Origin of the sequence: Psychroserpens luteus (genome assembly GCF_015319355.1) — a bacterium.
GTDB lineage: Bacteria > Bacteroidota > Bacteroidia > Flavobacteriales > Flavobacteriaceae > Psychroserpens > Psychroserpens luteus.
In genome coordinates, this window is sequence record NZ_JADILU010000010.1 from 1 (window position 1) to 26469 (window position 26469).

Sequence of the window (26469 nt, forward strand, 5' to 3'; positions counted from 1 at the left end):
AATTGTCTGTACTAAAGTTGTCGTATTATCACAATCATCAGTTAATGACCAAGTTCTTGTAATTATAGATGTGTTTGCACAATCACCATCTGTAATGGCATCAGTAAATGTTGCTTCTAAGTTTGTAGAACAGTTATCAGCTTCATCAGTAACGTCTCCAGTTAAAGATACATCAGTTAAATCTGCATCACATTCTAGAGTTATATCTGCAGGTACAGTAAATGTTGGAGCAGTGATATCTTGAATAGTAATTGTTTGAACAAGTGTTGTCGTATTATCACAATCATCAGTTAATGACCAAGTTCTTGTAATTATGGATTCATTATCACAATCACCATCTGCAACAGAGTCCGTATATGTTGCTTTTAAATCTGTAGAACAGTTATCAGCTTCATCTGTGACGTTGCCTGTTATTGAAAAGTCACTTAAATCTGCATCACATTCTAAAGTTACATTTGCAGGCACAGTAAATGTTGGAGCAGTGGTATCTTGAATTGTAATTATTTGTACTTGAGTTGTTACATTTCCGCAGTCATCAGATAAAGACCAAGTTCTTGTAATTATAGATGAGTTTGCACAATCACCATTAGCAGTTGTATCAACATAATTTGCTTCGATATCTCCTGAGCAAAGGTCAGTTTCATCAGTTACATCACCTGTTAAAGTAATATCAGTTGAGTCTTGATCACATTCTAGAGTAACATCTGCAGGAACAGTAAATGTTGGAGCAGTAGTATCTTCAATGATAAGCATAGATGTTAAAGTTGTTGCATTTCCGCAGTCATCAGTAATTGTATATATGACAGTCAATGTACCGCTTTGTCCACAAGTCACAACAAAATTTGTAAAGTCATAATCTGAAGTTACTATTACAGTATTGTCATCTGCACAGGCTTGTAATGTTACAATATTATTACCATTCCAATCATTTGCAAGAGTTGAATTCTCATCACCCACACATTCCATAGTATAATCTTCAAGAGTACAGTTTGAAAGATCAGGAATAGTACCATCATTAAAAGTAATTGTAATAGCCAATTTTGTAAAATTGCCACAATCATCAGTGACTGTATAATTGACAACAATAGTTCCGCAAGGACCACATGTTGTGTTTAAATTATTAAAGTCATAATCTGAAGTCACTTGACCAGAAAAATCAGTATCACAAGAATCTACTGCACAAGCCTCAAGAGTAGCAATGTTTTCAGCATTCCATGCATCTGCTAGTGTTTCGTTATCTGTGTCAGAACATTCTAATGTTGTATTTTCTACTGTGCATCCTGTTAAGTTTGGCGCAATAGTGTCTTCTATAGTTAAGGTTGCGTTTAATGTTGTTGCGTTACCACAATCATCAGTAATTGTATAGATGACATCAATAGTTCCTCCTTGACCACATGTTGAGACTAAGTTCGTATATGCAAAGTCTGATGTTACTTGACCTTCAATATCTGTATCACAACTATCAGCACTACAATTTTCTAATGCTGAAATATTAGCTGCATTCCAATCGTTTGCTATTTGTTCATTAGCATCACCAGAACATTCAATAGACTGATTAGTAACAGAACAATTATCCAAGTTTGGAGGTGTAGTATCTTCTAAAGTTAATATTGCGTTTAAAGTTGTAGCGTTACCACAATTATCTGTAATTGTATAAACTACAGTAATTGTACCACTAATACCACATGTTGATACTAAATTGGAGTATGCAAAGTCTGAAGTCACTTGACCGTTAACGTCTGTATCACAAGAATCAGCACCACAGGTTTCAAGAGCAGCAATGTTTGCAGCATTCCAATCGATTGCCAATTGTTCATTATTATCACCAGAACATTCTATGGACGCATCTGTAACAGAACAGTCATCTAAGTTTGGAGGTGTAGTATCTTCTAAAGTTAATGTTGCGTTTAGAGTTGTAGCGTTGCCACAATCATCTGTAATTGTATAAACTACAGTAATTTCACCACCAATACCACACGTTGATACTAAATTAGAGTATGCAAAGTCTGAAGTGACTTGACCGTTAGAGTCTGTATCACAAGAATCAGTACCACAAGATTCTAATGCAGTAATGTTTGCAGTATTCCAATTGATAGCTAATTGTTCGTTATCAGTACCAGAACATTCGATAGCTTCATCAGTAACAGAACAGTTATCTAAGTTTGGAGGTGTTGTGTCTTCTAATGTTAGTGTTGCAGATAAAGTAGTTGCGTTACCACAATCATCAGTAATTGTATAAACCACTGTAATTGTTCCACCTAAACCGCAAGTTGAAGTTAAATTAGTAAAATCGTAACTAGACGTAACAATTACACCAAGATCATCAGCACAGTTTTCTAATGCTGAAATATTAGTAGTATTCCAATCGTTTGCTAATTGTTCATTATCGTCGCCAGAACACTCAATAGAAACATCTGTAACAGAACAGTTAGATAAATCTGGAATAGTACCATCATCAAATGTCAATGTTGCAATTAATGTAGATGCGTTACCACAATCATCAGTAATTGTATAGGTTACATTTATTGTTCCACAAGGACCACATGTTGTATTTAAGTTATTAAAGTTGTAATCTGAAGTAACTTGTCCAGTGAAGTCTGCATCACAAGAATCTACAGCACAAGCTTCAAGAGCAGCAATGTTTTCAGCATTCCAAGCATCTGCTAGTGTTTCGTTATCTGTATCAGAGCATTCTAAAGTTGTGTTCTCTACTGTACATACCATTAAATCTGGAGCAACGGTATCTTCTAAAGTAAGTGTTGCATTTAAAGTAGATGCATTCCCACAATCATCTGTTATCGTGTAAATCACAGCGATAGTTCCGCCTTGTCCACAAGTTGTAACTAAATTAGAATAAGCAAAATCTGAAGTGACTTGACCATTAAAGTTTGTATCACAAGTATCAGCAACACAATTTTCTAATGCTGAAATATTAGCGGTATTCCAATCGATAGCTAATTGTTCGTTATTATCTCCCGAACACTCGATAGCCTCATCTGTAACAGAACAGTTGTCTAAGTTTGGAGGTGTTGTATCTTCTAGAGTAAGTGTAGCATTAAGAGTTGAAGTGTTACCACAATCATCAGTAATCGTATATATTACTGCAATTGTTCCACTTATACCACATGTAGATACTAAATTAGAGTACTCAAAGTCTGAAGAGACTTGACCGTTAGAGTCTGTATCACAAGAGTCAGCACCACAAGATTCTAATGCAGTAATATTTGCAGTATTCCAATCGATAGCTAATTGTTCGTTATCATCACCAGAACACTCAATAGCTTCATCTGTAACAGAACAATTATCTAAGTTTGGAGGTGTTGTGTCTTCTAATGTTAGTGTTGCAGATAAAGTAGTTGCGTTACCACAATCATCAGTAATTGTATAAACCACTGTGATTGTTCCACCTAAACCACAAGTAGATGTCAAGTTTGTATAATCATAATTCGAAGTAATAGTTACACCAAGATCATCAGCACAGTTTTCTAATGCTGAAATATTAGCAGTATTCCAATCGTTTGCTAATTGTTCGTTATTGTCACCAGAACATTCGATTGATTCATTTGTAACAGAACAGCTAGATAAATCTGGAATTGTACCATCATCAAAAGTTAAGGTCGCAGCTAATGTTGTAGCGTTACCACAATCATCAGTAATCGTATAGATTACATTTAATGTTCCACAGGGACCACATGTTGTATTTAAGTTATCAAAATCATAATTTGAAGTAACTTGTCCAGTGAAGTTTGTATCACAAGAATCTACAACACAAGCCTCAAGAGCTGTAATGTTTGTAGCATTCCAAGCATCTGCTAATGTTTCGTTATCTGTATCAGAACATTCTAAAGTTGTGTTCTCTACTGTACATCCCATTAAATCTGGAGCAACTGTATCTTCTAAAGTTAGTATTGCATTTAAAGTGGATGCGTTACCACAATCATCTGTAATAGTATAAATCACAGCGATAGTTCCACCTTGCCCACAAGTTGTAACTAAATTAGAATAAGCAAAATCGGATGTGACTTGACCATTAAAGTTTGTATCACAAGTATCAGCAACACAATTTTCTAATGCTAAAATATTAGCTGCATTCCAATCGATAGCTAATTGTTCATTATTATCTCCAGAACACTCAATAGCCTCATCTGTAACAGAGCAGTTATCTAAGTTTGGAGGTGTTGTATCTACAACTGCAAATGTTGCAGTAGTTTGTGAGACATTATTACATGCATCGTAAGCATAAAACGTAACAGTAATAGAACCTGTTTGACCACAACCATCTGATAATTCGCAAGAGATATTTTGTGGATTTAAATCAGCAATAGCAATTATTTCATTAGAGCCACAACTTGCGAACCAATATATTTCACCACAGGAATCTGAAGCGTTTGCTCCACCATTATTGTCTAGCCATGTATATAAATCATCTATGTATCCATTTCCATCGCACTCAACAGTTATATCACTAGCTTCTATTCCTATAATTGGAGCGATGGTATCTGTGATAGAAATAGTTTGTGTTTCTGAAATTGTGTTACCACAATCATCAGTAGCAGTCCAAGTTCTTGTTATTGTTTCTGTATTGCCACAATCAGCAACCGACGTATCATTATAAGAGATTGTTACGTTACCACAAGTGTCAATTCCTGTAGCAATACCAGTTACAGAAGGCTCAGTAGGAGTTGTACATTCTACGGTAATATCAGCAGGTATATTTAAAGTAGGAGTTGTATTATCTTCTATAGTAATGATTTGATCTAATGATGTAGTGTTACCGCAATCATCAGTTAGAGTCCAAGTTCTTGAAATAATAGACTCATTAGCACAAACACCAGAAGTAACATTATCAGAGAATGTGGCTTCTAAACCAGTAGAACAGTTATCATTTTCATCAGTGACATCACCAATAATTGTTAAGTCATTAAGATTTTGATTACATTCTATAGTTAAGTCATCAGGTGCAGTAAATATAGGAGCAGTAGTATCAGCTATTATAATGTTTTGTGACACTGATGATGAATTTCCACAATCATCAATAAACGTCCATGTTCTTGTAATAATAATATTACATAGATTAGAATTATCAATATTATCAACTCCCGTAACAGTTATATTATCCATGCAATTATCACTAGCAGTCAATTGACCAGGATTAGGTACATCATCAATACATTGGAAAGTTAAATCATCCGGAGCACTAGGAGCAACAGGATTAGTGGAATCAATACTATTAAAAGTAGCAGATGTAGATGTTGAGTTTCCACAACCATCTGTGGCTGTAAAAATCACTGTAGCAGATCCTGTTTCACCACAATCATCAGAAAGTGATATAAAATTATTAGACCAAATAATTTCAGAACAATCGTCAGTAGCAATTGCACCACCATATGTAGCCAGCCAGGTTAGAATATCTTCAGTTACGCCACCATCAATATCACATTCAGTTGTTTGGTCAGAGGCAGGAATTGTTATTACTGGAGGTATAGTATCTTGAATAGCATATGTTGCAGTTGTTGAAGAACTATTTCCGCAGCCATCAGTAGCAGTAAATATTACAATAGCTGAACCAGTTTCACCACAATCATTAGAAAGTGAAGTAAAGTTATTAGACCAGGTTACAGATGAACAATCATCAGTAGCAGTTGCACCTCCATTAGAATTTAACCAATTTTGTAAATCAATGTCATTATCTGAAAGATTACATTGAATAGTAAAATTAGTTGCATTAGAAACTACAGGAGGTGTTGTATCTTCAATTGCGTAAGTAGCTGTTGTAGAAGTAGAATTTCCACAGGCATCAGTTGCTGTAAAAATTACACTAACAGGAGTTGAGCAATCAAAAGCAGCACCATTATAATTATTAGTCCAATTAATTATATTACTACAACTATCAGAAGCTAAGGCTCCTCCATTTGTGTCTAACCAATCTTGAATTTCAGTATTGTTACCTGAACTATCACATTCTACAACAATATTTGTTGCTGATAGATCTATTACAGGCGCTGTTTTATCTTCTACAGTAATAATTTGATCTAATGATGTAGTGTTACCACAATCATCAGTTAGAGTCCAAGTACGTGTAATGATAGATCCATTAGCACAAGCACCAGGAGTAATATTATCAGAGAATGTGGCTTCTAAACTAGTAGAACAGTTATCATTTTCATCAGTGACATCACCAATAATTGTTAAGTTATTAGGATCTTGATTGCATTCTATAGTTAAGTCATCAGGCGCAGTAAATAAAGGAGCTGTCGTATCAGCCACTATAATGTTTTGAGACACTGATGATGAATTTCCACAATCATCAATAAACGTCCATGTTCTTGTAATAATTATATTACATAGATTAGAATTATCAATATTATCAACTCCTGTAACAGTTATATTACTCATGCAATTGTCACTAGCAGTTAATTGACCAGGATTAGGAACTTCATCAATACATTGGAAAGTTAAATCATCAGGAGCACTAGGAGCGACAGGATTAGTGGAATCTATACGACTAAAAATAGCAGTTGTAGATGTTGAGTTTCCACAACCATCAGTGGCTGTAAAAATCACCGTAGCAGATCCTGTTTCACCACAATCATCAGAAAGTGATATAAAATTATTAGACCAAATAATTGCAGAACAATCATCAGTAGCAGTAGCACCACCATTTATATCTAACCAGGTTTGAATATTTTGAGTTACATTATTATCAATATTACATTCAATTGTTTGGTCAGAAGCAGCAATTGTTATTAATGGAGGTGTCGTATCTTGAATAGCATATGTTGCACTTGTTGAAGAACTATTTCCACAATCATCAGTAGCAGTAAATACAACTGTTATTGATGTAGAACAATCTGAAATACCAGCGTTATAATTATTTGACCATGTTACATTTCCACAGGTATCTGAGGCAACAGCATCACCATTATTATTTAACCAAGCTTGTAATGTTCCATCAGGTGTTACACCACATTCAATCATTATTTGAGAAGCAGGCGTATCTATTGTAGGAGGTGTTGTATCTTCTACAGTTATGATTTGATCTAATGATATCGTGTTACCACAATCATCAGTAGCAGTCCAAGTTCTTGTTATTGTTTTTGTATTACCACAATCAGCAACCGACGTATCATTATAAGAGATTGTTACGTTACCACAAGAATCACTTCCAGTAGCAGTACCAGTAGCAGAAGGGTCTGTAGAATTTGTACATTCTATAGTAACATCACTAGGTATAATTAAAGTAGGTGCTGTTGTATCGACAACGTTAATGGTTTGTACAAATGTTGTTGTATTATTACAATCATCAGTCAGAGACCAAGTACGTGTAATTGTTTCAGAGTTGACACAGCTACCATTAGCAACACTATCAGAGTAGGTCGCTTCAAGCCCAGAAGAGCAGTTGTCATTTTCGTCTGTAACATCACCAGTGATTGTAAGACTATTAGCATCGACATCACATTCGATATTTAAATCCGCAGGCACAGTAAATGTCGGAGCAATAGTATCAACTACTATAATGTTTTGTAACACTGATGATGAATTTCCACAATCATCAATAAATGTCCATGTTCTTGTAATAATAATATTACATAGATTAGAATTATCAATATTATCAACTCCCATAACAGTTATATTATCCATGCAATTATCACTAGCAGTCAATTGACCAGGATTAGGAACTTCATCAATACATTGGAAAGTTAAATCATTAGGAGCGCTAGGAGCGACAGGGTTAGTGGAATCACTATTATTAAATGTAGCTGTTGTAGATGTTGAGTTTCCACAACCATCTGTGGCTGTGAAAATCACTGTAGCAGATCCTGTTTCACCACAACCACCAGAAAGTGAGGTGAAATTATTAGTCCAAATAATTGAAGAACAATCATCAGTAGCAGTAGCTCCACCATTTGTATTTAGCCAGGTTTGAATACTTTGAGTTGCATTATTATCAGTATTACATTCAATTGTTTGATCAGAGGCAGCATTTGTTATTACTGGAGGTGTCGTATCTTGTATAGCATATGTTGCACTTGTTGTAGAAGTATTACCACAATCATCAGTAGCTGTAAATATTACACTTATTGATATAGAACAATCTGAAATACCAGCGTTATAATTATTTGACCATGTTATATTTCCACAGGTGTCTGAGGCAACAGCACCACCATTATTATCTAACCAAGCTTGTAATGTTCCATCAGGTGTTACACCACATTCAATCATTATTTGAGAAGCAGGCGTATCTATTGTAGGAGGTGTTGTATCTTCTACAGTTATGATTTGATCTAATGATGTCGTGTTACCACAATCATCAGTAGCAGTCCAAGTTCTTGTAATTGTTTCTGTATTGCCACAATCAGCAACCGACGTATCATTATAAGAAATTGTTACATTACTACAATTGTCACTTCCAGTAGCAGTTCCAGTAGCAGAAGGGTCTGTAGGATTTGTACATTCTACAGTAATATCAGCAGGTATATTTAAAGCAGGCGCTGTTTTATCTTCTATAATTATGATTTGGTCTAATGATGTAGTGTTTCCACAATCATCAGTTAGAGTCCAAGTACGTGTAATAATAGATCCATTAGCACAAGCACCAGGAGTAACATTATCAGAGAATGTGGCTTCTAAACCAGTAGAGCAGTTATCATTTTCATCAGTGACATCACCAATAATTGTTAAGTTATTAGGATCTTGATTACATTCTATAGTTAAGTCCTCAGGCGCAGTAAATGTAGGAGCTGTCGTATCAGCCACTATAATGTTTTGAGACACTGATGATGAATTTCCACAATCATCAATAAACGTCCATGTTCTTACAATAGTTATATTACATGGATTAGAATTATCAATATTATCAACTCCTGTTGCAGTTATATTACTCATGCAATTATCACTAGCAGTTAATTGACTAGGATTAGGAACTTCATCAATACATTGTAAATTTAAATCATCCGGAGCACTAGGAGCGACAGGATTAGTAGAATCTATACTACTAAAAGTAGCAGTTGTAGATGTTGAGTTTCCACAACCATCTGTGGCTGTGAAAATCACTGTAGCAGATCCTGTTTCACCACAATCATCAGAAAGAGATATAAAATTATTAGACCAAATAATTGTAGAACAATCATCAGTAGCAGTCGCACCACCATGTGTAGCCAACCAGATTTGAATATCTCGAGTTGTATCACCATCAATATCACACTCAATTGTTTGATCAGAGGCAGGAATTGTTATCACTGGAGGTGTCGTATCTTGAATAGCATATGTTGCAGTTGTTGAAGAACTATTTCCACAATCATCAGTAGCAGTAAATACAACTGTTATTAATGAAGAACAATCTGAAATACCAGCGTTATAATTATTTGACCATGTTACATTTCCACAGGTATCTGAGGCAACAGCACCACCATTATTATCTAACCAAGCTTGTAATGTTCCATCAGGTGTTACACCACATTCAATCATTATTTGAGAAGCAGGCGTATCTATTGTAGGAGGTGTTGTATCTTCTACAGTTATGATTTGATCTAATGATGTCGTGTTACCACAATCATCAATAGCAGTCCAAGTTCTTGTTATTGTTTCTGTATTACCACAATCAGCAACCGACGTATCATTATAAGATATTATTATATTACCACAAGTGTCACTTCCTGTAGCGGTACCAGTTGCAGAAGGATCAGTAGGATTTGTACATTCTATAATTATATCACCAGGTATATTTAAAATAGGAGTTGTATTATCTTCTACAGTTATGATTTGATCTAGTGATGTAGTGTTATCACAATCATCAGTTGCAATCCAAGTACGTGTAATTGTTTCTGTGTTTCCACATCCAGCAACTGAAGTGTCACTATAAGAGATAGTTATACTACCACAACTATCGCTTCCAGTTGCATTACCAGTTACAGTAGGATCAATAGAATTTGTACAATCTATAATAGCATCTACTGGTATATTTAAAGTAGGAGGAGTAGTGTCCTCTAAAATTATAATTTGATTATCTGATATTGCATTACCACAATCATCAGTAGCAGTCCAAGTACGTTTAATTGTTTCAGTATTACCACAATCAGTAACTAAATAATCGATAAAAGAGATTGTTACATTGCCACAAGTATCATTTCCAGTAGCAGTACCAGTCGCAGAAGGGTCGATAGGATTTGCACATTCTACAGTAACATCAGTAGGTATAATTAAAGTTGGAGCTGTTGTGTCTTCAATAATTATAGTTTGGTCAGCTGATGTTGAGTTACCACATTCATCAGTAGCAGTCCAGGTACGTTTAATCGTTTCAGTGTTTCCACATTCAAAAATTGAAGTATCATTATAAGAGATTATTACATTACTACAAGTATCACTTCCAGTTGCAGTACCAGTCGTAGAAGGATCAATAGGATTCGTGCATTCTATAGTAATTTCAGTAGGTATGTTTAAAGATGGAGGTATAGTATCATTAATAGTAATTATTTGAGTAACGTTAATTGAATTACCACAATCATCAGTAACACTATATGTTCTTGTGATTGTTTCAGGACAAGATAAGTTATTTGACACATCCGAAACAAAAGCAACAACTGGATTTGAAGTTGTGTTATCTGCTTCATCATCAACATCTTCTATATTGTATCCAGGTACATCATCTATACATTGAACACTTATAGGATCTAGATTGGAAGCTGTAGGCGTGTCAGTATCACTCGCAATAATATCGAAATTAACGCTTACTGAACAATTATTTGAATCTGTTACCTCAACCAAATGAGCGCCAGTGTTTAAACTATTAAAAGTATTTGAAGTTTGAGATGAACCACCATCTATAACATAATTATAAGGTGGATTTCCATTTGTAGCAGAAATTATTACTGAACCATTTGAATCTTCAACACAGTCAACATTTGATTTTGAATTAACAGAAGCTGCTAAATCAGAAATCATTAAATCTATAAAACCTGCTGGTGATGCACACAAGTCTACAGGATTGTAATAAAACACGTAATAGGTACCAGGTGTATTTACAACTGTGTTACTTATATGTCCTGCTGTATTTAAAGGATCTGGATCTGTACTCCAAGTTAATGTAGAACCAGCTGGTCCTGTTGATGTTATATAATCATTTAAATCAACTGAGAATGCATCACAAAAAACATCTATAGCATTATTATCTGTATCTATGTTTTCTTCTGCCATGGTAGGTGGCACAGCATATCCTTCAAGACTTAGCCTTAATCCATCAACTAATACTACAGACTTTCCAGGGGTTTGAGTTTGATAAAAGACATTTACTGTACCTGAATTATCAGACTGAAAAGTTATACAAATTGTTTCCCAATAAGGATCAATATCTGTCCAGCCACCTGGGTTTTGAAAAGGTCCAGTTGTTGCGGTTGATAAACTGTTTGGAAAATCTATTAAAGGATGGACAGTCAAATAGTCTTCATTATAAGTTAATGGGTCAACAATTTGGGTTCCTCCAGAACCTATACCGAAATTTAGGTCTGGACTAAACTCAACGAAACTACCATCACTATTACTATAACGAGGAATAACAGCAATTTCAAAACACACACGATAAGTTGCATTTGGAAGCACTGTTAAATCTTGCTCAATACCTTCAAATTTATATGAAAAAATAGAAAATCCTCCTCCATCTGGAGAAGGCGATATAATTGCAGGTGTATCAATGTTTGCGTTTATATTTGAATATGAAATATATTGTCCTTCTGAATAATCTACGGTACCTTCATCATTCCAGCAGTCGTATATGACATCAGCGGAATAAGTACTTCCATCAACAGCTGTCTGAAATTCTGATGGTAACCCATTGTTATTAGGTGTTATATCAAGCGCATTAAAAGAACCACAAGTAATCACATTACATGTCCCTACAGGATTAGTTTCAGAAGATCTTTGATTATAACTTGAAAATGATTTTTTCTCATTATATATGTTGGCACGTTTTTTTAGTACCTCCATGTAATCTTTCAATTCTTTCCCAGATAATTTACCTGTCTTAGGCCAATAATCAGATTCTTTATCATATTGTTCTTGTGCAAATCCATTATTTATAAATAATAATGAAACAATACAAATTGTTAATAATTTGAAAAAAAATGAAGTAAGGTTATTTTTCATAATTTTAGTTGTAATGTGTTTGTAATAAAAATGATTAACAAACTATATTTTTCGCAAAGCGATATTAAATAAACTGTTTATATATTTATAAAGTTGCTTTTAAGCTTATTGTGCTTAATAGAAATTATAATATATTTTGAGGGAAGAACAGTGGCCTATAACACCACTAGAATGGATTTATTAATATATTTTTGATTTGGTTTTACAAAATAAATTAATTTGACAAAAGAACTGATTATTAATACTTTTGACAAATTTAAATGTTAAAGAGACGAAAATACTCGTTAAAACGGAATTATGCAACATTTTATCGATAAAAAATGCATTTAATCGAATAAACATGAAAACACTTATACTAGTTAGGCATGCAAAATCATCTTGGGAATTTAATGTTGATGATAAAGATAGACCTCTAAAAAAGAGAGGGAATACTGACGCAGATTTGGTCTCTATGGCTTTTGTAAACAGAGGTTTAGTGATAGATAAAGCCTTTTCTAGTCCTGCGAATAGAGCTTTATCTACGTGTAAAATATTCATTAATAATTTAAATATATCTAATGATAAATTGGTAATACAAGATGATTTGTACGATTTTGGAGGTGAGCAAGTTATTAATTTTTTAAAAACATTAGATACACATTATCAAAATGTAATGATTTTTGGACATAATCATGCATTCACATCTATTTGCAATATATTTGGCAATACGTTTATAGATAATCTACCAACCAGTGGTTTAGTAGTCATAGATTTTGATGTAAATTCATGGATAGATATCAATAAAGGAAGTACTAGATTTACAATTTTCCCAAGAGATTTAAAATAATGACAAAAGATAAAAACAGCTATATTAACAGAGAGTTAAGCTGGCTTCAATTTAATGATAGAGTATTACAAGAAGCAGCAGATGAGAGTGTGCCTTTAATTGAACGTTTTCGATTTTTAGGTATTTTTTCTAATAATTTGGATGAATTTTTTAAAGTACGTTACGCAACTGTTAAGCGAATTGATGAAGCAGGAAAAGGTGGTAAAAGCGAGTTAGGAATTAAAGCTTCAGAACTTCTAGAAATCATTACTCAAATAGTTATTAAACAGCAAAGTACTAGTTTAGACATATTAGCTAATATTGGTAAAAAATTAGAGAATGAAGGTGTATATATTGTTAATGAAACAAAAATCAATAAAGAGCACCATGACTTCATTAAAAACTATTTTATTCAACATGTTAGTCCAGCGTTAGTTACTATTATATTAAATGATTCGTTAGAGCTTCCTGTGTTGAAAGATATTTCTGCTTATTTGGCGGTAAAGATGGAACTTACCAATAAGCAGAAACAATATGCTCTTATTGAAATCCCTAAATCTATGGATCGTTTTATTGTACTCCCTTCTATTGAAGGTAAGAGTTACATCATGATTTTAGATGATTTGCTGAGGTATTGTCTGGATGATATATTCAATATTTTTAATTATAATAGTATTACTGCTAATATGATTAAAATTACAAGAGATGGTGAGTTAGATTTTGATAGTGATTTGAGTAAGAGTTTTATTGAAAAATTATCTGATAGTGTAAAAGACCGACAAATAGGTGATCCTGTTCGGTTTGTATATGATAAAACAATTGATCCAGAAACATTATCTTATCTCATGGCTAAAATGGGCATTGAAACTAAAGATAGTGTTATTCCTGGTGGTCGATATCACAATAGGAGAGATTATATGGATTTTCCTAGTCTGGGAAGAACAGATCTGCTCTACAAGAAAATAATACCGCTTCAAATAAAAGGGCTAAGTATTCAAAACAGTATTTTTAGTTCTATTGCAAAAAAGGATTATTTACTTAATACACCTTATCAAACATTCTCTTATGTTGTAAAGTTTCTACGTGAAGCAGCTCTTGATCCACAAGTGAAATCTATTAAAATAACTATTTATAGACTTGCTCAGATTTCCCATATTGCGAGTTCATTAATTAATGCAGCAAAAAACGGAAAAAAAGTAACTGTCGTTATAGAATTAAGAGCTCGTTTTGATGAACAAGCTAATATTGATTACGCTGAGCAGATGCAAGATGAGGGTGTAAATTTATTATTTGGTGTTCCAGGATTAAAGGTTCATAGTAAAATATGTGTTATTGAACGTGAAGAAAGTAATTCTATAAAACGTTACGGATTTATAAGTACTGGAAATTTTAACGAATCTACAGCAAAAGTATATACCGATTTTACCTTGTTTACAGCAGATCAAAAAGTGCTAAAAGACATTAATAAAGTATTTAACTTTTTTGAAACCAACTATCGTATTTATAGATATAAGCACATCATTACATCACCTCATTATACTAAATCAAAGATATTTGCGCTAATTGATAAAGAAATTGAGAATGTTAAGAGTGGTAAACCAGCTTTTATTAAACTTAAATTAAATAGCATCTCCAGTTATAAAATGATAGACAAACTATATGAAGCAAGTAGAGCTGGTGTTAAAATTCAAATGATTGTAAGAGGTATTTGTTGTTTAGTTCCTGGTGTTGTAGGAATGAGTGAAAATATTGAAGTTATTAGTATTATAGATAAATTTTTAGAACATACGAGACTATATGTATTCTGTAATGATAATGATACAAAGGTTTATATTTCTTCTGCAGACTGGATGACTCGTAATATTGAAAATAGAGTAGAAGTAAGTTGTCCAATTTATCAAGAAGACATAAAACAAGAACTATTAGATGTTTTTGATATTTGCTGGAGTGATAACGTAAAAGCGAGAATTATTGACAGTACTCAAAAAAATAAGTATCGTAAAAATAGTAAGGATAAAGTTAGAGCTCAATTTGCGCTCTATGATTATTTTAAAGAAAAATTGAACTCATAGTATGTTAACTATCAAAAAATACGCAGCTATAGATATTGGATCTAATGCTGTTAGGCTTTTAATCTCAAGTATTATTGAGCAAAAAGGGCAACCAGTAAAGTTTAAGAAAACCTCTTTAGTGCGTGTTCCAATTAGACTTGGAGCAGATGTGTTTTTGACAGGAGAAATTTCCGAAGAAAATATGAAACGTATGTTAGATACAATGACTGCGTTTAAATTATTAATGAAATCACATAAGGTTATTACCTATAAAGCTTGTGCAACTTCAGCCATGCGAGAAGCAAATAATGGTGTAGAATTATCAAAACTCATTTCAAAAAAAGCTAAAATAGATATCGATATTATTGGAGGTGAGGAAGAGGCTGCTATTATTGCAGCTACAGATTTGCACTCTTACATAAAAGAAGATAAAACTTATTTATATGTAGATGTAGGAGGTGGTAGTACCGAGTTTTCTGTTATTCATTTGGGTAATACTGTGGCATCAAAATCATTTAAAATAGGTACAGTAAGATTACTTAATGACATTGTCAAAAAAGATACTTGGTTAGAACTAGAAACTTGGATAAAAGCAAACACGAAAGGATATGACGTTCTTGATTTAATAGGATCTGGTGGTAACATAAATAAAATATTTAAGATTTCAGGAAAAGCAATAGGTAAACCTTTAACCTACTTTTATCTGACGTCTTATTATAATAAACTCCAAACTTATTCTTACGAAGAGCGTATTACTGAGCTTGAGCTTAACCAAGATCGTGCAGATGTAATTATTCCTGCAACGAGAATCTATCTATCTGCTATGAAATGGAGTGGTGCAAAAGATATTTATGTTCCTAAAATTGGTTTGTCAGATGGGATTATAAAAAGTATTTACTTTAAAACTGTATCAAGCATCGATTTATAGATAATTTGCTGTTCATCATCTTTTAAACCCAGAAAAGCGATAATTATTTTTTATTTTTAAATTTCATCATATATTAGCACTCTCAAATCTTTGCTAAAAGCTAGCATAATTTTGAATTTATTCTCATCAAAAAGAGAAACCTAATTAAAATATTTATGCAAATGAAATCATTATTACTTACCCTATTATTTATTACGGTTACAACGTTATCTTTTTCACAAGAAGTAAGTTATGGTGTTAGAGGCGGATTAAATGTCTCAAATCTAGATTTTGATCCAGATCCTACATTTAATAACCAACACAGAAACGGATTTGCCTTTGGAGGATTCGTAGATTATGGTGTTTCAGATAACTTTTCTATTCAAGCAGAAATTCAATATTCTGCTGAAGGTGGAAAAGCAGATGAATTAAGAGCAGACTATATCCAATTGCCAATCATGGCTCGTTTTGGATTAGGCGATAAGTTTACTGTTGGAATAGGGCCAATGGCAAGTTTAAAAACATGGGAAGAACGTGACGGTTTTGCAACATTCACTTTTTCTGGAGTTGGAGGATTAGAGTACATGATTACAGATGAGTTATTCGTTGATGCTCGCGTTCACTATGGTCTAAGCAATATTTTGGATAAAGACTTAACAGATGTTGAAGCACAAAACACGACGTTTCAATTTGGATTCGGTATAAGAATCTAATTACTAAACAATATAAAATTAGAAAAGCTTCAGTGTTATACTGAAGCTTTTTTTATGTTCTTTTTTCTCTTCAGAAATATTAATCCTTGATAAATTTAACCGTTTCAAACACATTCTCGTCTGTAGACACTTTTAAAAAGTACAATCCAGAATGTAATTGATTTACATTAATTGAATTAGAGTTCAGTTTACTAACTATCACACGTTTTCCTGTAATAGAAAATATTTCATAGTTAGAACCAATTAAATTTTGACTAGTTGATACCTCAAGACTGTTTGATACAGGGTTTCTATCTAATGATATTTTTGAAGAATTAAATTGGTTTTCATCTATTGATAAGGCTTGTCTTCCGTAGAATCCCTTATTTCCATTTGTAAGGTTAGTAATAACTAAAGAAGCGTCATCACCTGTCCCAGTAATTTCATAATCAAATTCTGTTGAATCACTAGCATTTAGTAAATCGTAGAAGTAAGTGTTTTCAAATGACACTTCTTCTTGTGTATCACATTCGGCTAATGTAATGGAAGCAAAATGTAAATTGAATGTTAATTGCGGATTAAAAAAATATTCTCCACTAATTTCATTGCAAGCTGCATTGCCAGTATAATTCAATCCTAAAAAACCAAGTGTTTCTTCAAACTGTATTGTAGGCAAAGTGTTTTCTATATTATTGATAATATTTGAATCTATTTCCATAGAACTTAAAAACCAATTACCAATTATTTCTGGAGGTTGTGGAATCCAACCATAAATTGCATAGTTTGAATTTTCAATGTTTGTAAGTTGTAATACTTGATTATTTACAGAGCCTGTAATATTGTAGCTTAAATTAGTTGGATTACCTGAGCCATCCCAAAGTATTTCATGAAAATAATCGTATTCAAAATCTTCTGTATTATTATAATAGCATCCTTCTAATGTGGCTGCCATTTCGATTATAGAAATTGTATTATCAACTTCATTAATAGCATAACTTCCTACATGTGTGTTGCATACCATTCCAGAAAAATCTAATCCATTTGATCCTTGTGTGTTAGAGAAAGTTATAATAGGATTATTTTCTCCAAAGTCAGTATTATAGTAAGTAGTACCATTATAATTGTAATTAAAGAGATACCAATCACCAGATATTTCATTCTGGGCAGATATTAAATTAAAAGAAAACAATAAAATAAGGAGTAAGTAGAACTGTTTCATGAGCAATTAGATTTTTATACTAAAATACTAAAATTAACCATGTATCGTCTCACTTTTGCTTAAATTTTTCATGATTTCTGCTTCGTAATCAAGTAGTTGTTGCCATTTCTTATCAACAATTTCTCGATCTCCATATTGCCTGGCAAACCCTAAAAACATGGTATAATGATTGGCTTCACTCATCATCAATTTTCTATAAAACTCTGCGAGTTCTTTATCTTTTAGTTCTTCAGAGAGTAATCTAAAGCGCTCACAGCTTCTCGCTTCAATAAGAGCAGCATATAGTAATCTATGTACGAGTTGAGTGGTTCTACTTCCTCCTTTTGGGAAAAATTTAATGAGTTGAATCACATAATCATCTTTACGATCACGACCTAAAACCCAGCCATTGGCAATGATTCTATCATGTACCATTTTAAAATGACTTATTTCTTCTTTTACAAGAGCAGTCATCTCTGTCACCAACTCTGTATATTCAGGGAAACTTACAATCAACGAAATTGCAGTACTGGTTGCTTTTTGCTCACAGTATGCGTGATCTGTAAGAATCTCTTCAATATTTTTTTCAACGATATTAACCCAACGTGGATCTGTTGGTAGTTTTAATCCTAACATAATTAACTATGGTCTTCAATTAAAGTTAAACGTTCGTTTCCTGACTTATCAATAAGGATTTCGTATAACTTATAAGCTTTATTTTTTGGGTTAATGATAGAAATACCCAATGATAATTTTTCAGTATTTGATGCTTCTTGGTTTACCCAAACGTGTTCTAATGTGGCATTATTCCAAAAATCTGAAGCTTCAAAATCTCTAAATTTTTCTGCGGAAATGTGCCTACTATAAATAATCTTGTCTTCTACAGCGACAACGATATCAGATTCAAAAACGCGATGGAATTGTGATGTTTTATTTAAGTTTTTGACAGTTTGTTTTATCAATATTTCCTGATCCATTACAGCATAATTCTTAACACTTACTTTGAACGTTTTAGAAATAATAGAATCAGTTTTTGTTTCTGTATAACTATCAGGATAATAATCTTTTAAATCGATTAACTTCTCTCTATTGTTAAACTCTAAAACAGCATCGTTTATACGGTCAATTTTGCTTTTTCTGCTATCGCAAGATGTTAAAACGAATAGTATCATTACAGGGATAAAAAGAACTATTTTTTTCATGTTGAATGTTTTATATACCTAAGCCAAAAATTTGTCTTAGCAATTCAATATTTGGATTTTTTTCTTTGAGCTTTTCGTATTTATCTTCATCTGTAAAAGCATACTTTTTAGCAATCTCTTCGTTGACAGTAATTACTAATTTTAAATTAAAATTCTTGAGCGTTTTTTTTATAAATTCCATCAAAGGATATTGAGCTCTCTCTAATTCAATTTTTAAAGTTTCGTTTGGGTAAGCGAGATGTATATCTGTTCCATTTAGTTTTGGTGTATCCATTTCTAAAATGGAAGCCATAATTCTTTCACCCTTTTTATGAAGTTGTTTGATATAAATATTCCATGTATTAATGAATTGTTCTTCAGTAAAATCTTCGGTAGGTAAATCATCAACATCAATGACAACTTCCATTTGTCGTATTAGATGCTCTTTTTTTGCTCTAATACTTTTTAATGATAGTCCAGAAGTACGATGATCTTTCTTTAAATCTAGAACAGGTCTCGATTCTTCGGCTAAAACAGGCTTATTTACAACTTTTCTATCTTCTTTAGAAGTTGTCTGTTCTTCTGTAGTTTTTGAAACATCTACAGATGTTTTCTTATTAATTGCAACAGGAATAGGGGTAATTCCCTTTGATTTGAAGTAAGATGCTGGAATTATGTAATGTTTGCTATTTTTTTTTTCTCCATCAAAAGTGATAGAGGCAAGCTGCATGAGACAAAGTTCAACCAGAAGTCGCTGGTTTTTACTGCCTTTATATTTTAAATCGCAATCATTTGCCAGTTCAATACCTTTTAATAAAAAATTATGAGGCGATTTTTTGGACTGTTTAAGATATTTGGCTTTGGTGTCTTCTCCAACTTCAAGAAGCTCAATAGTTTTTTCATTTTGGCAAACCATCAAATCTCTAAAATGTGATGCAAGTCCTGCAATATAATGATGACCATCAAATCCTTTTGATAGCGTAGCATTAAATTGAACAAGCAATTCAGGGATTTTATTCTCTAAAATATAATCTGTACTTGTAAAATAAGTTTCGTAATCGAGAACATTTAAATTTTCGGTAACAGCTTGTCTAGTAAGCTCTTTTCCGGAGAAACTAACCACACGATCAAAGATAGAAAGCGCGTCACGCATGGCTCCATCTGCTTTTTGAGCAATAATATGAAGTGCGTCATCTTCTGCATTGATGCCTTGTTCTTTTGCGATATATTTTAAATAATCTTTAGCATCTTTTACTGTAATACGTTTGAAATCAAAAATCTGGCAACGCGATAAAATGGTTGGGATGATTTTATGTTTCTCTGTAGTTGCTAAAATGAAAATACAATGCTTTGGTGGTTCTTCTAATGTTTTAAGAAATGCATTAAAAGCTGCTTGTGAGAGCATGTGCACCTCATCAATGATATACACTTTGTATTTACCAACTTGTGGCGGAATACGAACTTGGTCTGTTAAACTTCTAATATCATCAACAGAGTTGTTTGATGCTGCATCGAGTTCAAAAATGTTAAAAGCGAAGTCTTCATCCTCTTTTTCGTTACCATCACTGTTAATCATTTTTGCTAAAATACGAGCACATGTTGTTTTACCAACACCACGAGGACCAGTAAACAAAAGGGCTTGCGCTAAATGATTGTTTTCAATAGCATTTAATAAAGTATTAGTAATAGCTTGTTGCCCAACAACATCCTTGAATGTTTCGGGTCTATATTTACGAGCTGATACTACGAAGTGTTCCAAATTTACTTTACTTTTTTTAACATCTTCTTGATGTTTTTTGAACGAATAACAAAGTTAAACATTCAGTATAAAAATAGTAATTATGAAGCTAAGATTTAAAACGAGTTATTAACAATTAATTGTATTTTTGCCAGCAAGTAAATCGCCTTATCGCAGAGATATCATGTCTCTGAGGAAAGTCCGGACACCGTAGTGCAATCATAGTGGCTAACAGCCATCCATCGTAAGGTGAGGAAAAGTGCAACAGAAAGTATGTACAGGTCATGCTGTAGTGAAACCAGGTAAACTCTATGTGGTGCAATGTCATGTAAACTAGTGCTTGAGCGTACACGCGCGATGCTAGAGGGTAGACAGCTAAAGTTTGCTGGTAACAGTAAACGTAGATAAATGATAAGGGTCAAGACTTTATGTTTTGATACAGGATCCGGCTTATAGATTTACTTACTCAAAAAAACCCTTTACATTTTGTAAAGGGTTTTTGTTTAAATGTAAAATGTGTTTATTTTTTAGGAGATGTTAGTATGAAACCTTGAGATGTAGCAACATTTAGTATATCGTAATAATAACGTATAAATACAATTTTTCCACCTTCAACTAAAGAGGCAGTGTGATAAGGAACTATTATTTGTTTTTTAGTTTTTTTATCTGTTATAGTATTAGTTCCCCAAGATAAAATCCATTCGCCTTCATTCCAATTGTTTTCAACTTTTACAGGTAAATACAGGTCTGAACTAATAGAGTGGGTGAATTGATCTGTGCTTTGTTTAAAATAGTCTTTATGTTGTGTAACATTTAAAGAGTCTAAAGCTCCATTAAGTCCATGAATCATAGCCTTTTCGTGAAGTTGTGCATTCATTGTAGCGACATCACCTTTTTGTAATGCAGCAGTATAATTTTGTAAAAGTGCGATAGCAGTTTTTGCATTATCAAATTCTAAGGTAACTAAAACATCACTGTCACTACTTTGTGCGTTTAGAGTCAACCCTAATAAAAGTGTAAATACTAATACTAATGATTTTTTTAATGTTCTCATAATTGTTTGATTTTGGTTAATATAATTGTTGTTTAATAGCCTTTATTAACACATATCAAAAGTAGGAACTAGAAGGAAGCTTGTTTATAGGTGTAATTTTGAGTAAAACTCAGAGTTGAAGTTATATAAATTTAGGTATAAATTTTAATTAAGATTTATACTACAAATAAACGTGCTCTTATTTATTTTAAATAGAGGAGATGTACTGAAAATTAAAATCAGGTAGATTTACTCGAAAAAACTAAACATGTTACCACCATAACTTCTAGAGTGTGTATAGTGGTCTAAGTGAGATAAATCTGTGTGTTTAGAGTGTTCTACGATCAATATTCCGTCGGTTTCTAATAATTTATTCTCAAATATTAATTGTGGAATTTTAGCAAATTCTTCCGTAGGAAAATCGTAAGGAGGATCTGCAAAGATAATAGTATGTTGTTGTTGCGATCTTTCTAAAAATTTAAATACATCACTTTTAATGGTTGTAATCGCCATTTCAAAACTCTCTGCAGTTTCATTGATGAATTTGATACAACCATGATGACTGTCTACAGCAGTAATTTGTTCTGTACCACGAGATGCAAATTCATAACTTATATTACCTGTACCAGAAAATAAATCTAATACTGATATGTCATCAAAGTAATACTGATTGTTAAGAATATTAAACAGAGACTCTTTAGCCATGTCTGTAGTTGGTCTTACTGGTAATTTTTTTGGTGCAGATATTCTACGACCTTTATATTTGCCTGATACGATACGCATTAACTAAAGCTGTTTAATAAAGTGAAATCACTATGGTTATAATCTAAATTGTTTTCAATGGTGTAATTATAATTTGGTTTTAAAAACTCAACAAATCTTATGTATTTGTAGATAATTTCAAAAAGCTCATCATTTTTATTTATACCACCAAGTAATACTATTTTAATAGTTTCTGGATCAAGTTTTAATTGTTCTAAAGTGAACAAAATATAATAAATAAAATCTTCTTTAGAAGAGTATTCAAATGTATTATAAAAATGGAGTACTTTATTTTTAATAGCTATAATTTCAAAAGTAGCGCCATTAACATTAATATATAATGTTGTACCTGTATTACTAGGTGTTATTTGTAATAATGTCTCAATCAAAACAGTAGAGGAGTGCTTGTAATCAAAGCTTCCAAAAGTTTCAAAGATATAATTATTGATATTGATTAAAGGTACATATACATTTGCACTATCATTGGTTGATAAGGTATCGTAACTTATATAATCTGTTTTTAAAATCTTTGCATTGAATTTTAAATAATCTGCCATATTATTTTCATCAAATAAATCATTAGGTACAAGGCAAGACAATTCATTTTGATACAAACACATAACAGAATTAAAAGTTTGTTGAAGTTCTAAGTTAGACTCAATAGCACTTTTTAACTCATTTAGTAATTCAAAAGGTGTTGCTTTTTTGTCTAAATGTAAATGTTTAATGAATTCAATAGTATTGCTAGTGCGATTTAAAACGCAAAAAGAAAGTCCACTCAAACGAATTTGAATGGACAAAGCTTTGATACTATTTTGTTTCAATATTTTAGTTATTTGTACTTAAGTTTTTAGGCCAGTTACCTTTGGTATCTGCTTCTTCCATAGAACCTACTTGTAATTTTGGTCCTCTTACGCCATCTACAGACATCACTTCCTTTTCTTTAGCGACTAAGTTTTTTTCTTGATCATATAAAATAACGTCTTTGTCTACCCAAGCAGCAAAAACAGGAATACCAGTATCTGCCATTACTCCAGCATCTAATTCAATTTTAGTACCTGGTTTACCAATCCCTTCAGGAAGGTTCATCATCGTTTTGTAACGCGTATCTGCACCAAATAAAGAATCTTTTACTGATGCATATCCTAAGGTATCAATTAATATTATTGATTTAGTCATTGTTACACCTCCAAATCTTTTAGTTAATTCTTCATCAACAATAGTAGTATCTCTACGTTGTGTAATTGTGAATTTTCCTGTTTCTATGAAATTAACAAGTTTATCATAATCACTAGTAAATTGACCTTTTACAGTTTTATGAGCTAATTCAGCATCTCTAATGTCTTTCAATTTTACAATAACCTTTTTGTAACGGTCATCTTTAAGTTTATTAAATTGAATCTCGCCATATACAGACATAACGGTTATATATCCCAAAAAGATAATTAAAGCCCAAAGCACGATGTTTAGTACAGGTTTTAATTTTTTAGGTACAAATTTATCGATTAACCAAACGATACCAATGGTAAGTGCGATTAGACCAACAACTACAAGAATTACATTTAACATAGTTAGTGTTTTTTTTATTTTGTTAAGGAGTTACACAAATCTACAATTTTTTTTCAATCGTTAAAACATTGTAGAAATAATTCATTCAAAGTTGAAAGATATAAAATTACTTTCATATTCTATAACAAAATTTGTTTTGTGAAGTGATTAAATCGTTTCGGCTTTATACCTTACCTTGCATTTCAATTTGTATATCAAATATTTAAATGACCACATCAGATTTCTATAAATTACTTATTCAAAAGTTTCCTTTTAAACCTACATTAAAGCAAACCATTGCTTTAGAGCAATTGTCCAACTTTGTTTTTAATGATTCTCCTAATGCATTATACCTATTAAAAGGGTTTGCAGGAACAGGGAAAACAAGCATTACAGGTACACTAGTTTCTAATTTATGGCAAACAAAAAAAAGTGCAGTTTTGTTAGCTCCAACAGGTAGAGCAGCAAAAGTAATCTCTAATTACTCTAAAAAAGAAGCTTTCACTATTCATAAAAAAATCTATTTTCCGAAGAAAGATAAAGGAGGAGGCGTAAAATTTGTATTACAACCAAATAAGCATCGCAACACGATATTTATTGTGGATGAAGCATCGATGATTCCAGATGTGCCTTCAGATTCTAAAAATATTGAAAGCACGTCCTTATTAGATGATTTGATGAGTTATGTGTATTCTGGTCACAACTGTAAATTATTGCTTATTGGTGATAAAGCGCAGTTGCCTCCTGTAAAATCAGATTTATCTCCAGCTTTAGATCAAAGATTATTAGAATTAAATTATGATAAAAACGTCACTAGTATTGAACTTGATGAAGTAGTAAGACAAAATCAAGACTCAGGTATTTTAAGTAATGCAACCAGAATAAGAGAAGTTATAGAGAATGATTTTTATGAGTCCTTTACATTTAACCTCAATGGGTTTGATGATATTGTAAGACTAATAGATGGCCATGAGGTCATGGATGCAATCAACGATTCTTATAGCGCAAATGGTCATGAAGACACTGCAATTATTGTAAGAAGTAATAAAAGAGCTAATCTTTATAATCAACAAATACGTAACCGAATTCTATTTAACGAAAACGAGCTCACAGTTGGTGATTTTTTGATGGTCGTTAAAAATAATTACTTCTGGATCAAGCCAACAACCGAAGCTGGTTTTATAGCAAATGGTGATATCATTCAGGTTTTAGAGATTTTCTCAATTACGACATTATATGATTTTCGCTTTGCCGAAGTCAAAGTTCAAATGGTTGATTACCCAAAAATGCAACCTTTTGAAACCGTTTTATTGTTAGATACTATAGAAGCAGAAACGCCTTCACTCACTTACGAAGATAGTAACCGTTTGTATCAAGAGGTTCAAAAAGATTTTGAAGACGAAACTTCCAACTATAAAAAGTTCTTAAAGATTAAAGGCAATAAACACTTTAATGCATTGCAGGTAAAGTTTTCTTATGCGATTACGTGTCATAAATCACAAGGTGGACAATGGAATACCATTTTTGTAGAACAACCCTATTTACCAAACGGAATAGATAAAGACTACATGAGATGGTTGTACACAGCAGCTACCAGAGCTAAAGAGAAATTGTATTTAATTGGTTTTAAAGATGAGTTTTTTGAAGAAGATTGAGTTTAGTTTTCAGTCGCAGTTTCAATTTTCAGATGAAAATTAAGAAAATAGTTGTATTTTTTTCTTCGGAAATAGGATAACTCCAAAATCGCTCAATAAAATCAATTCTTATAAAGGTTTAAAATTTCCGAAGAAAGAATTATATATAATATGACAACAGAAACCATAATAAGCATCTTTTTAGGTATAGGTTTATCAGCATCAGTTGGTTTTCGAGTATTTGTGCCATTGTTTGCGCTAAGTCTTGCTGCTTATTTTAATCTTTGGGAACTCAATGAGTCTTGGTTGTGGATAGGAAGTTTAACAGCAGTCGTTACTTTAGGCGTTGCAACTCTGGTTGAAATATTTGGTTACTATATACCTTATATAGACAACTTATTAGATTCTATTGCAATCCCGCTGGCAACTATTGCAGGAACCGCAGTTATGGTTTCTACCGTTGCAGATTTAAGTCCAGCCATAACTTGGGCTTTGGCAATCATTGCTGGAGGAGGAACAGCTGCAGCAGTTGCCGGAAGTTCTGGTTTAACACGATTGGCTTCTACGTCATTAACAGGAGGACTTGGCAATCCTATAGTTACAACTTTAGAGACAGGAAGTTCTATTGTGATGACTATCGTATCTTTATTTATACCTGTTCTTGCTTTTATTTTCGTCATTATCCTTTTATATATCATTTTTAGAGTTTATAAAAAGATTAAGAGAAGTAAGACATAAATGATATTAAAGTTTTATTTTTGATACTCCACAAATTCTAATCA

15 protein-coding genes and 1 other RNA gene are annotated in these 26469 nt (G+C 32.5%); 7 read left to right on the top strand and 9 right to left on the bottom strand.

Annotated elements, in window-relative coordinates; translation table 11 throughout:
- On the bottom strand, positions 1–12138 hold a 12138-nt coding region (locus tag IM744_RS19025; protein ID WP_194509772.1), incomplete at its 3' end, for a beta strand repeat-containing protein.
- A gap of 340 nt (positions 12139–12478) precedes the next feature.
- Between IM744_RS19025 and IM744_RS19030 the strand changes: the two genes are divergently transcribed.
- The 4 genes from IM744_RS19030 to IM744_RS19045 all read left to right on the top strand — a co-directional run bounded on the left by IM744_RS19030 (position 12479) and on the right by IM744_RS19045 (position 16614).
- On the top strand, positions 12479–12964 hold the full coding sequence (locus tag IM744_RS19030; protein ID WP_194509773.1) for a SixA phosphatase family protein: 486 nt from the start codon (positions 12479–12481) through the stop codon (positions 12962–12964).
- Positions 12964–15015: a polyphosphate kinase 1 gene (ppk1, locus tag IM744_RS19035; protein ID WP_194509774.1), complete on the top strand. Its 2052-nt coding sequence runs from the start codon at positions 12964–12966 to the stop codon at positions 15013–15015. Before IM744_RS19030 ends, ppk1 begins: the two co-directional genes overlap by 1 nt.
- Before the next feature lies 1 nt (position 15016).
- Positions 15017–15922, top strand: a complete 906-nt coding sequence (locus IM744_RS19040) for a Ppx/GppA phosphatase family protein (protein ID WP_194509775.1) — start codon at positions 15017–15019, stop codon at positions 15920–15922.
- A gap of 161 nt (positions 15923–16083) precedes the next feature.
- The gene (locus IM744_RS19045) at positions 16084–16614 is read left to right on the top strand and encodes a porin family protein (RefSeq protein ID WP_194509776.1); all 531 of its coding nucleotides are present in this window, start codon (positions 16084–16086) and stop codon (positions 16612–16614) included.
- Positions 16615–16693: 79 nt separating this feature from the next.
- Here the strand turns inward: IM744_RS19045 and IM744_RS19050 are convergent, their stop codons facing one another.
- The 4 genes from IM744_RS19050 to dnaX are packed head-to-tail and all read right to left on the bottom strand — an operon-like array spanning position 16694 to position 20731.
- Positions 16694–17812 carry a T9SS type A sorting domain-containing protein gene (locus IM744_RS19050; RefSeq protein ID WP_194509777.1) on the bottom strand — a complete coding sequence of 373 codons (1119 nt, stop codon included), beginning with the start codon at positions 17810–17812 and terminating at the stop codon, positions 16694–16696.
- Between the two features lie 33 nt (positions 17813–17845).
- On the bottom strand, positions 17846–18427 hold the full coding sequence (gene miaE / locus IM744_RS19055) for a tRNA-(ms[2]io[6]A)-hydroxylase (protein ID WP_194509778.1): 582 nt from the start codon (positions 18425–18427) through the stop codon (positions 17846–17848).
- A 2-nt stretch (positions 18428–18429) separates the two neighbouring features.
- Positions 18430–18993 carry a hypothetical protein gene (locus tag IM744_RS19060; protein ID WP_194509779.1) on the bottom strand — a complete coding sequence of 188 codons (564 nt, stop codon included), beginning with the start codon at positions 18991–18993 and terminating at the stop codon, positions 18430–18432.
- Between the two features lie 10 nt (positions 18994–19003).
- Complete coding sequence (gene dnaX / locus IM744_RS19065; protein WP_194509780.1) at positions 19004–20731, bottom strand: DNA polymerase III subunit gamma/tau; 1728 nt, start codon at positions 20729–20731, stop codon at positions 19004–19006.
- A 134-nt stretch (positions 20732–20865) separates the two neighbouring features.
- Between dnaX and rnpB the strand changes: the two genes are divergently transcribed.
- Positions 20866–21179: RNase P RNA component class A (rnpB, locus tag IM744_RS19070), an RNA gene on the top strand.
- A gap of 51 nt (positions 21180–21230) precedes the next feature.
- Here rnpB and IM744_RS19075 read toward each other — a convergent pair.
- The 4 genes from IM744_RS19075 to IM744_RS19090 form a co-directional block, all read right to left on the bottom strand.
- Positions 21231–21764, bottom strand: coding sequence for a nuclear transport factor 2-like protein (locus IM744_RS19075; RefSeq protein WP_206694524.1), 534 nt, complete (start codon positions 21762–21764; stop codon positions 21231–21233).
- A 228-nt stretch (positions 21765–21992) separates the two neighbouring features.
- Entirely contained in the window at positions 21993–22526 is a 534-nt protein-coding gene (locus IM744_RS19080) for an RsmD family RNA methyltransferase (RefSeq protein ID WP_194509781.1), read from the bottom strand.
- The gene (locus IM744_RS19085) at positions 22526–23329 is read right to left on the bottom strand and encodes a DUF3822 family protein (protein ID WP_194509782.1); all 804 of its coding nucleotides are present in this window, start codon (positions 23327–23329) and stop codon (positions 22526–22528) included. The genes IM744_RS19080 and IM744_RS19085 overlap by 1 nt, the downstream gene beginning before the upstream one ends.
- 4 nt (positions 23330–23333) lie before the next feature.
- Entirely contained in the window at positions 23334–24074 is a 741-nt protein-coding gene (locus IM744_RS19090) for a hypothetical protein (protein WP_194509783.1), read from the bottom strand.
- A 206-nt stretch (positions 24075–24280) separates the two neighbouring features.
- On the opposite strand from IM744_RS19090, the gene IM744_RS19095 reads away from it, so the two are divergent.
- Together IM744_RS19095 and IM744_RS19100 are read left to right on the top strand one after the other, a co-directional pair.
- Positions 24281–25708, top strand: a complete 1428-nt coding sequence (locus IM744_RS19095) for an ATP-dependent DNA helicase (protein WP_194509784.1) — start codon at positions 24281–24283, stop codon at positions 25706–25708.
- Between the two features lie 150 nt (positions 25709–25858).
- On the top strand, positions 25859–26425 hold the full coding sequence (locus tag IM744_RS19100) for a DUF4126 domain-containing protein (protein ID WP_194509785.1): 567 nt from the start codon (positions 25859–25861) through the stop codon (positions 26423–26425).
- Positions 26426–26469: the final 44 nt, after the last annotated feature.

Excerpts from the sequence above, each read along its gene's own strand:
- IM744_RS19030 (WP_194509773.1), top strand. The coding sequence starts at position 12,479 with ATGAAAACACTTATACTAGTTAGGCATGCAAAATCATCTTGGGAATTT.
- ppk1 (WP_194509774.1), top strand. The coding sequence starts at position 12,964 with ATGACAAAAGATAAAAACAGCTATATTAACAGAGAGTTAAGCTGGCTT.
- IM744_RS19040 (WP_194509775.1), top strand. The coding sequence starts at position 15,017 with ATGTTAACTATCAAAAAATACGCAGCTATAGATATTGGATCTAATGCT.
- IM744_RS19045 (WP_194509776.1), top strand. The coding sequence starts at position 16,084 with ATGAAATCATTATTACTTACCCTATTATTTATTACGGTTACAACGTTA.
- IM744_RS19050 (WP_194509777.1), bottom strand. The coding sequence starts at position 17,812 with ATGAAACAGTTCTACTTACTCCTTATTTTATTGTTTTCTTTTAATTTA.
- miaE (WP_194509778.1), bottom strand. The coding sequence starts at position 18,427 with ATGTTAGGATTAAAACTACCAACAGATCCACGTTGGGTTAATATCGTT.
- IM744_RS19060 (WP_194509779.1), bottom strand. The coding sequence starts at position 18,993 with ATGAAAAAAATAGTTCTTTTTATCCCTGTAATGATACTATTCGTTTTA.
- IM744_RS19075 (WP_206694524.1), bottom strand. The coding sequence starts at position 21,764 with ATGAGAACATTAAAAAAATCATTAGTATTAGTATTTACACTTTTATTA.
- IM744_RS19080 (WP_194509781.1), bottom strand. The coding sequence starts at position 22,526 with ATGCGTATCGTATCAGGCAAATATAAAGGTCGTAGAATATCTGCACCA.
- IM744_RS19090 (WP_194509783.1), bottom strand. The coding sequence starts at position 24,074 with ATGTTAAATGTAATTCTTGTAGTTGTTGGTCTAATCGCACTTACCATT.
- IM744_RS19095 (WP_194509784.1), top strand. The coding sequence starts at position 24,281 with ATGACCACATCAGATTTCTATAAATTACTTATTCAAAAGTTTCCTTTT.
- IM744_RS19100 (WP_194509785.1), top strand. The coding sequence starts at position 25,859 with ATGACAACAGAAACCATAATAAGCATCTTTTTAGGTATAGGTTTATCA.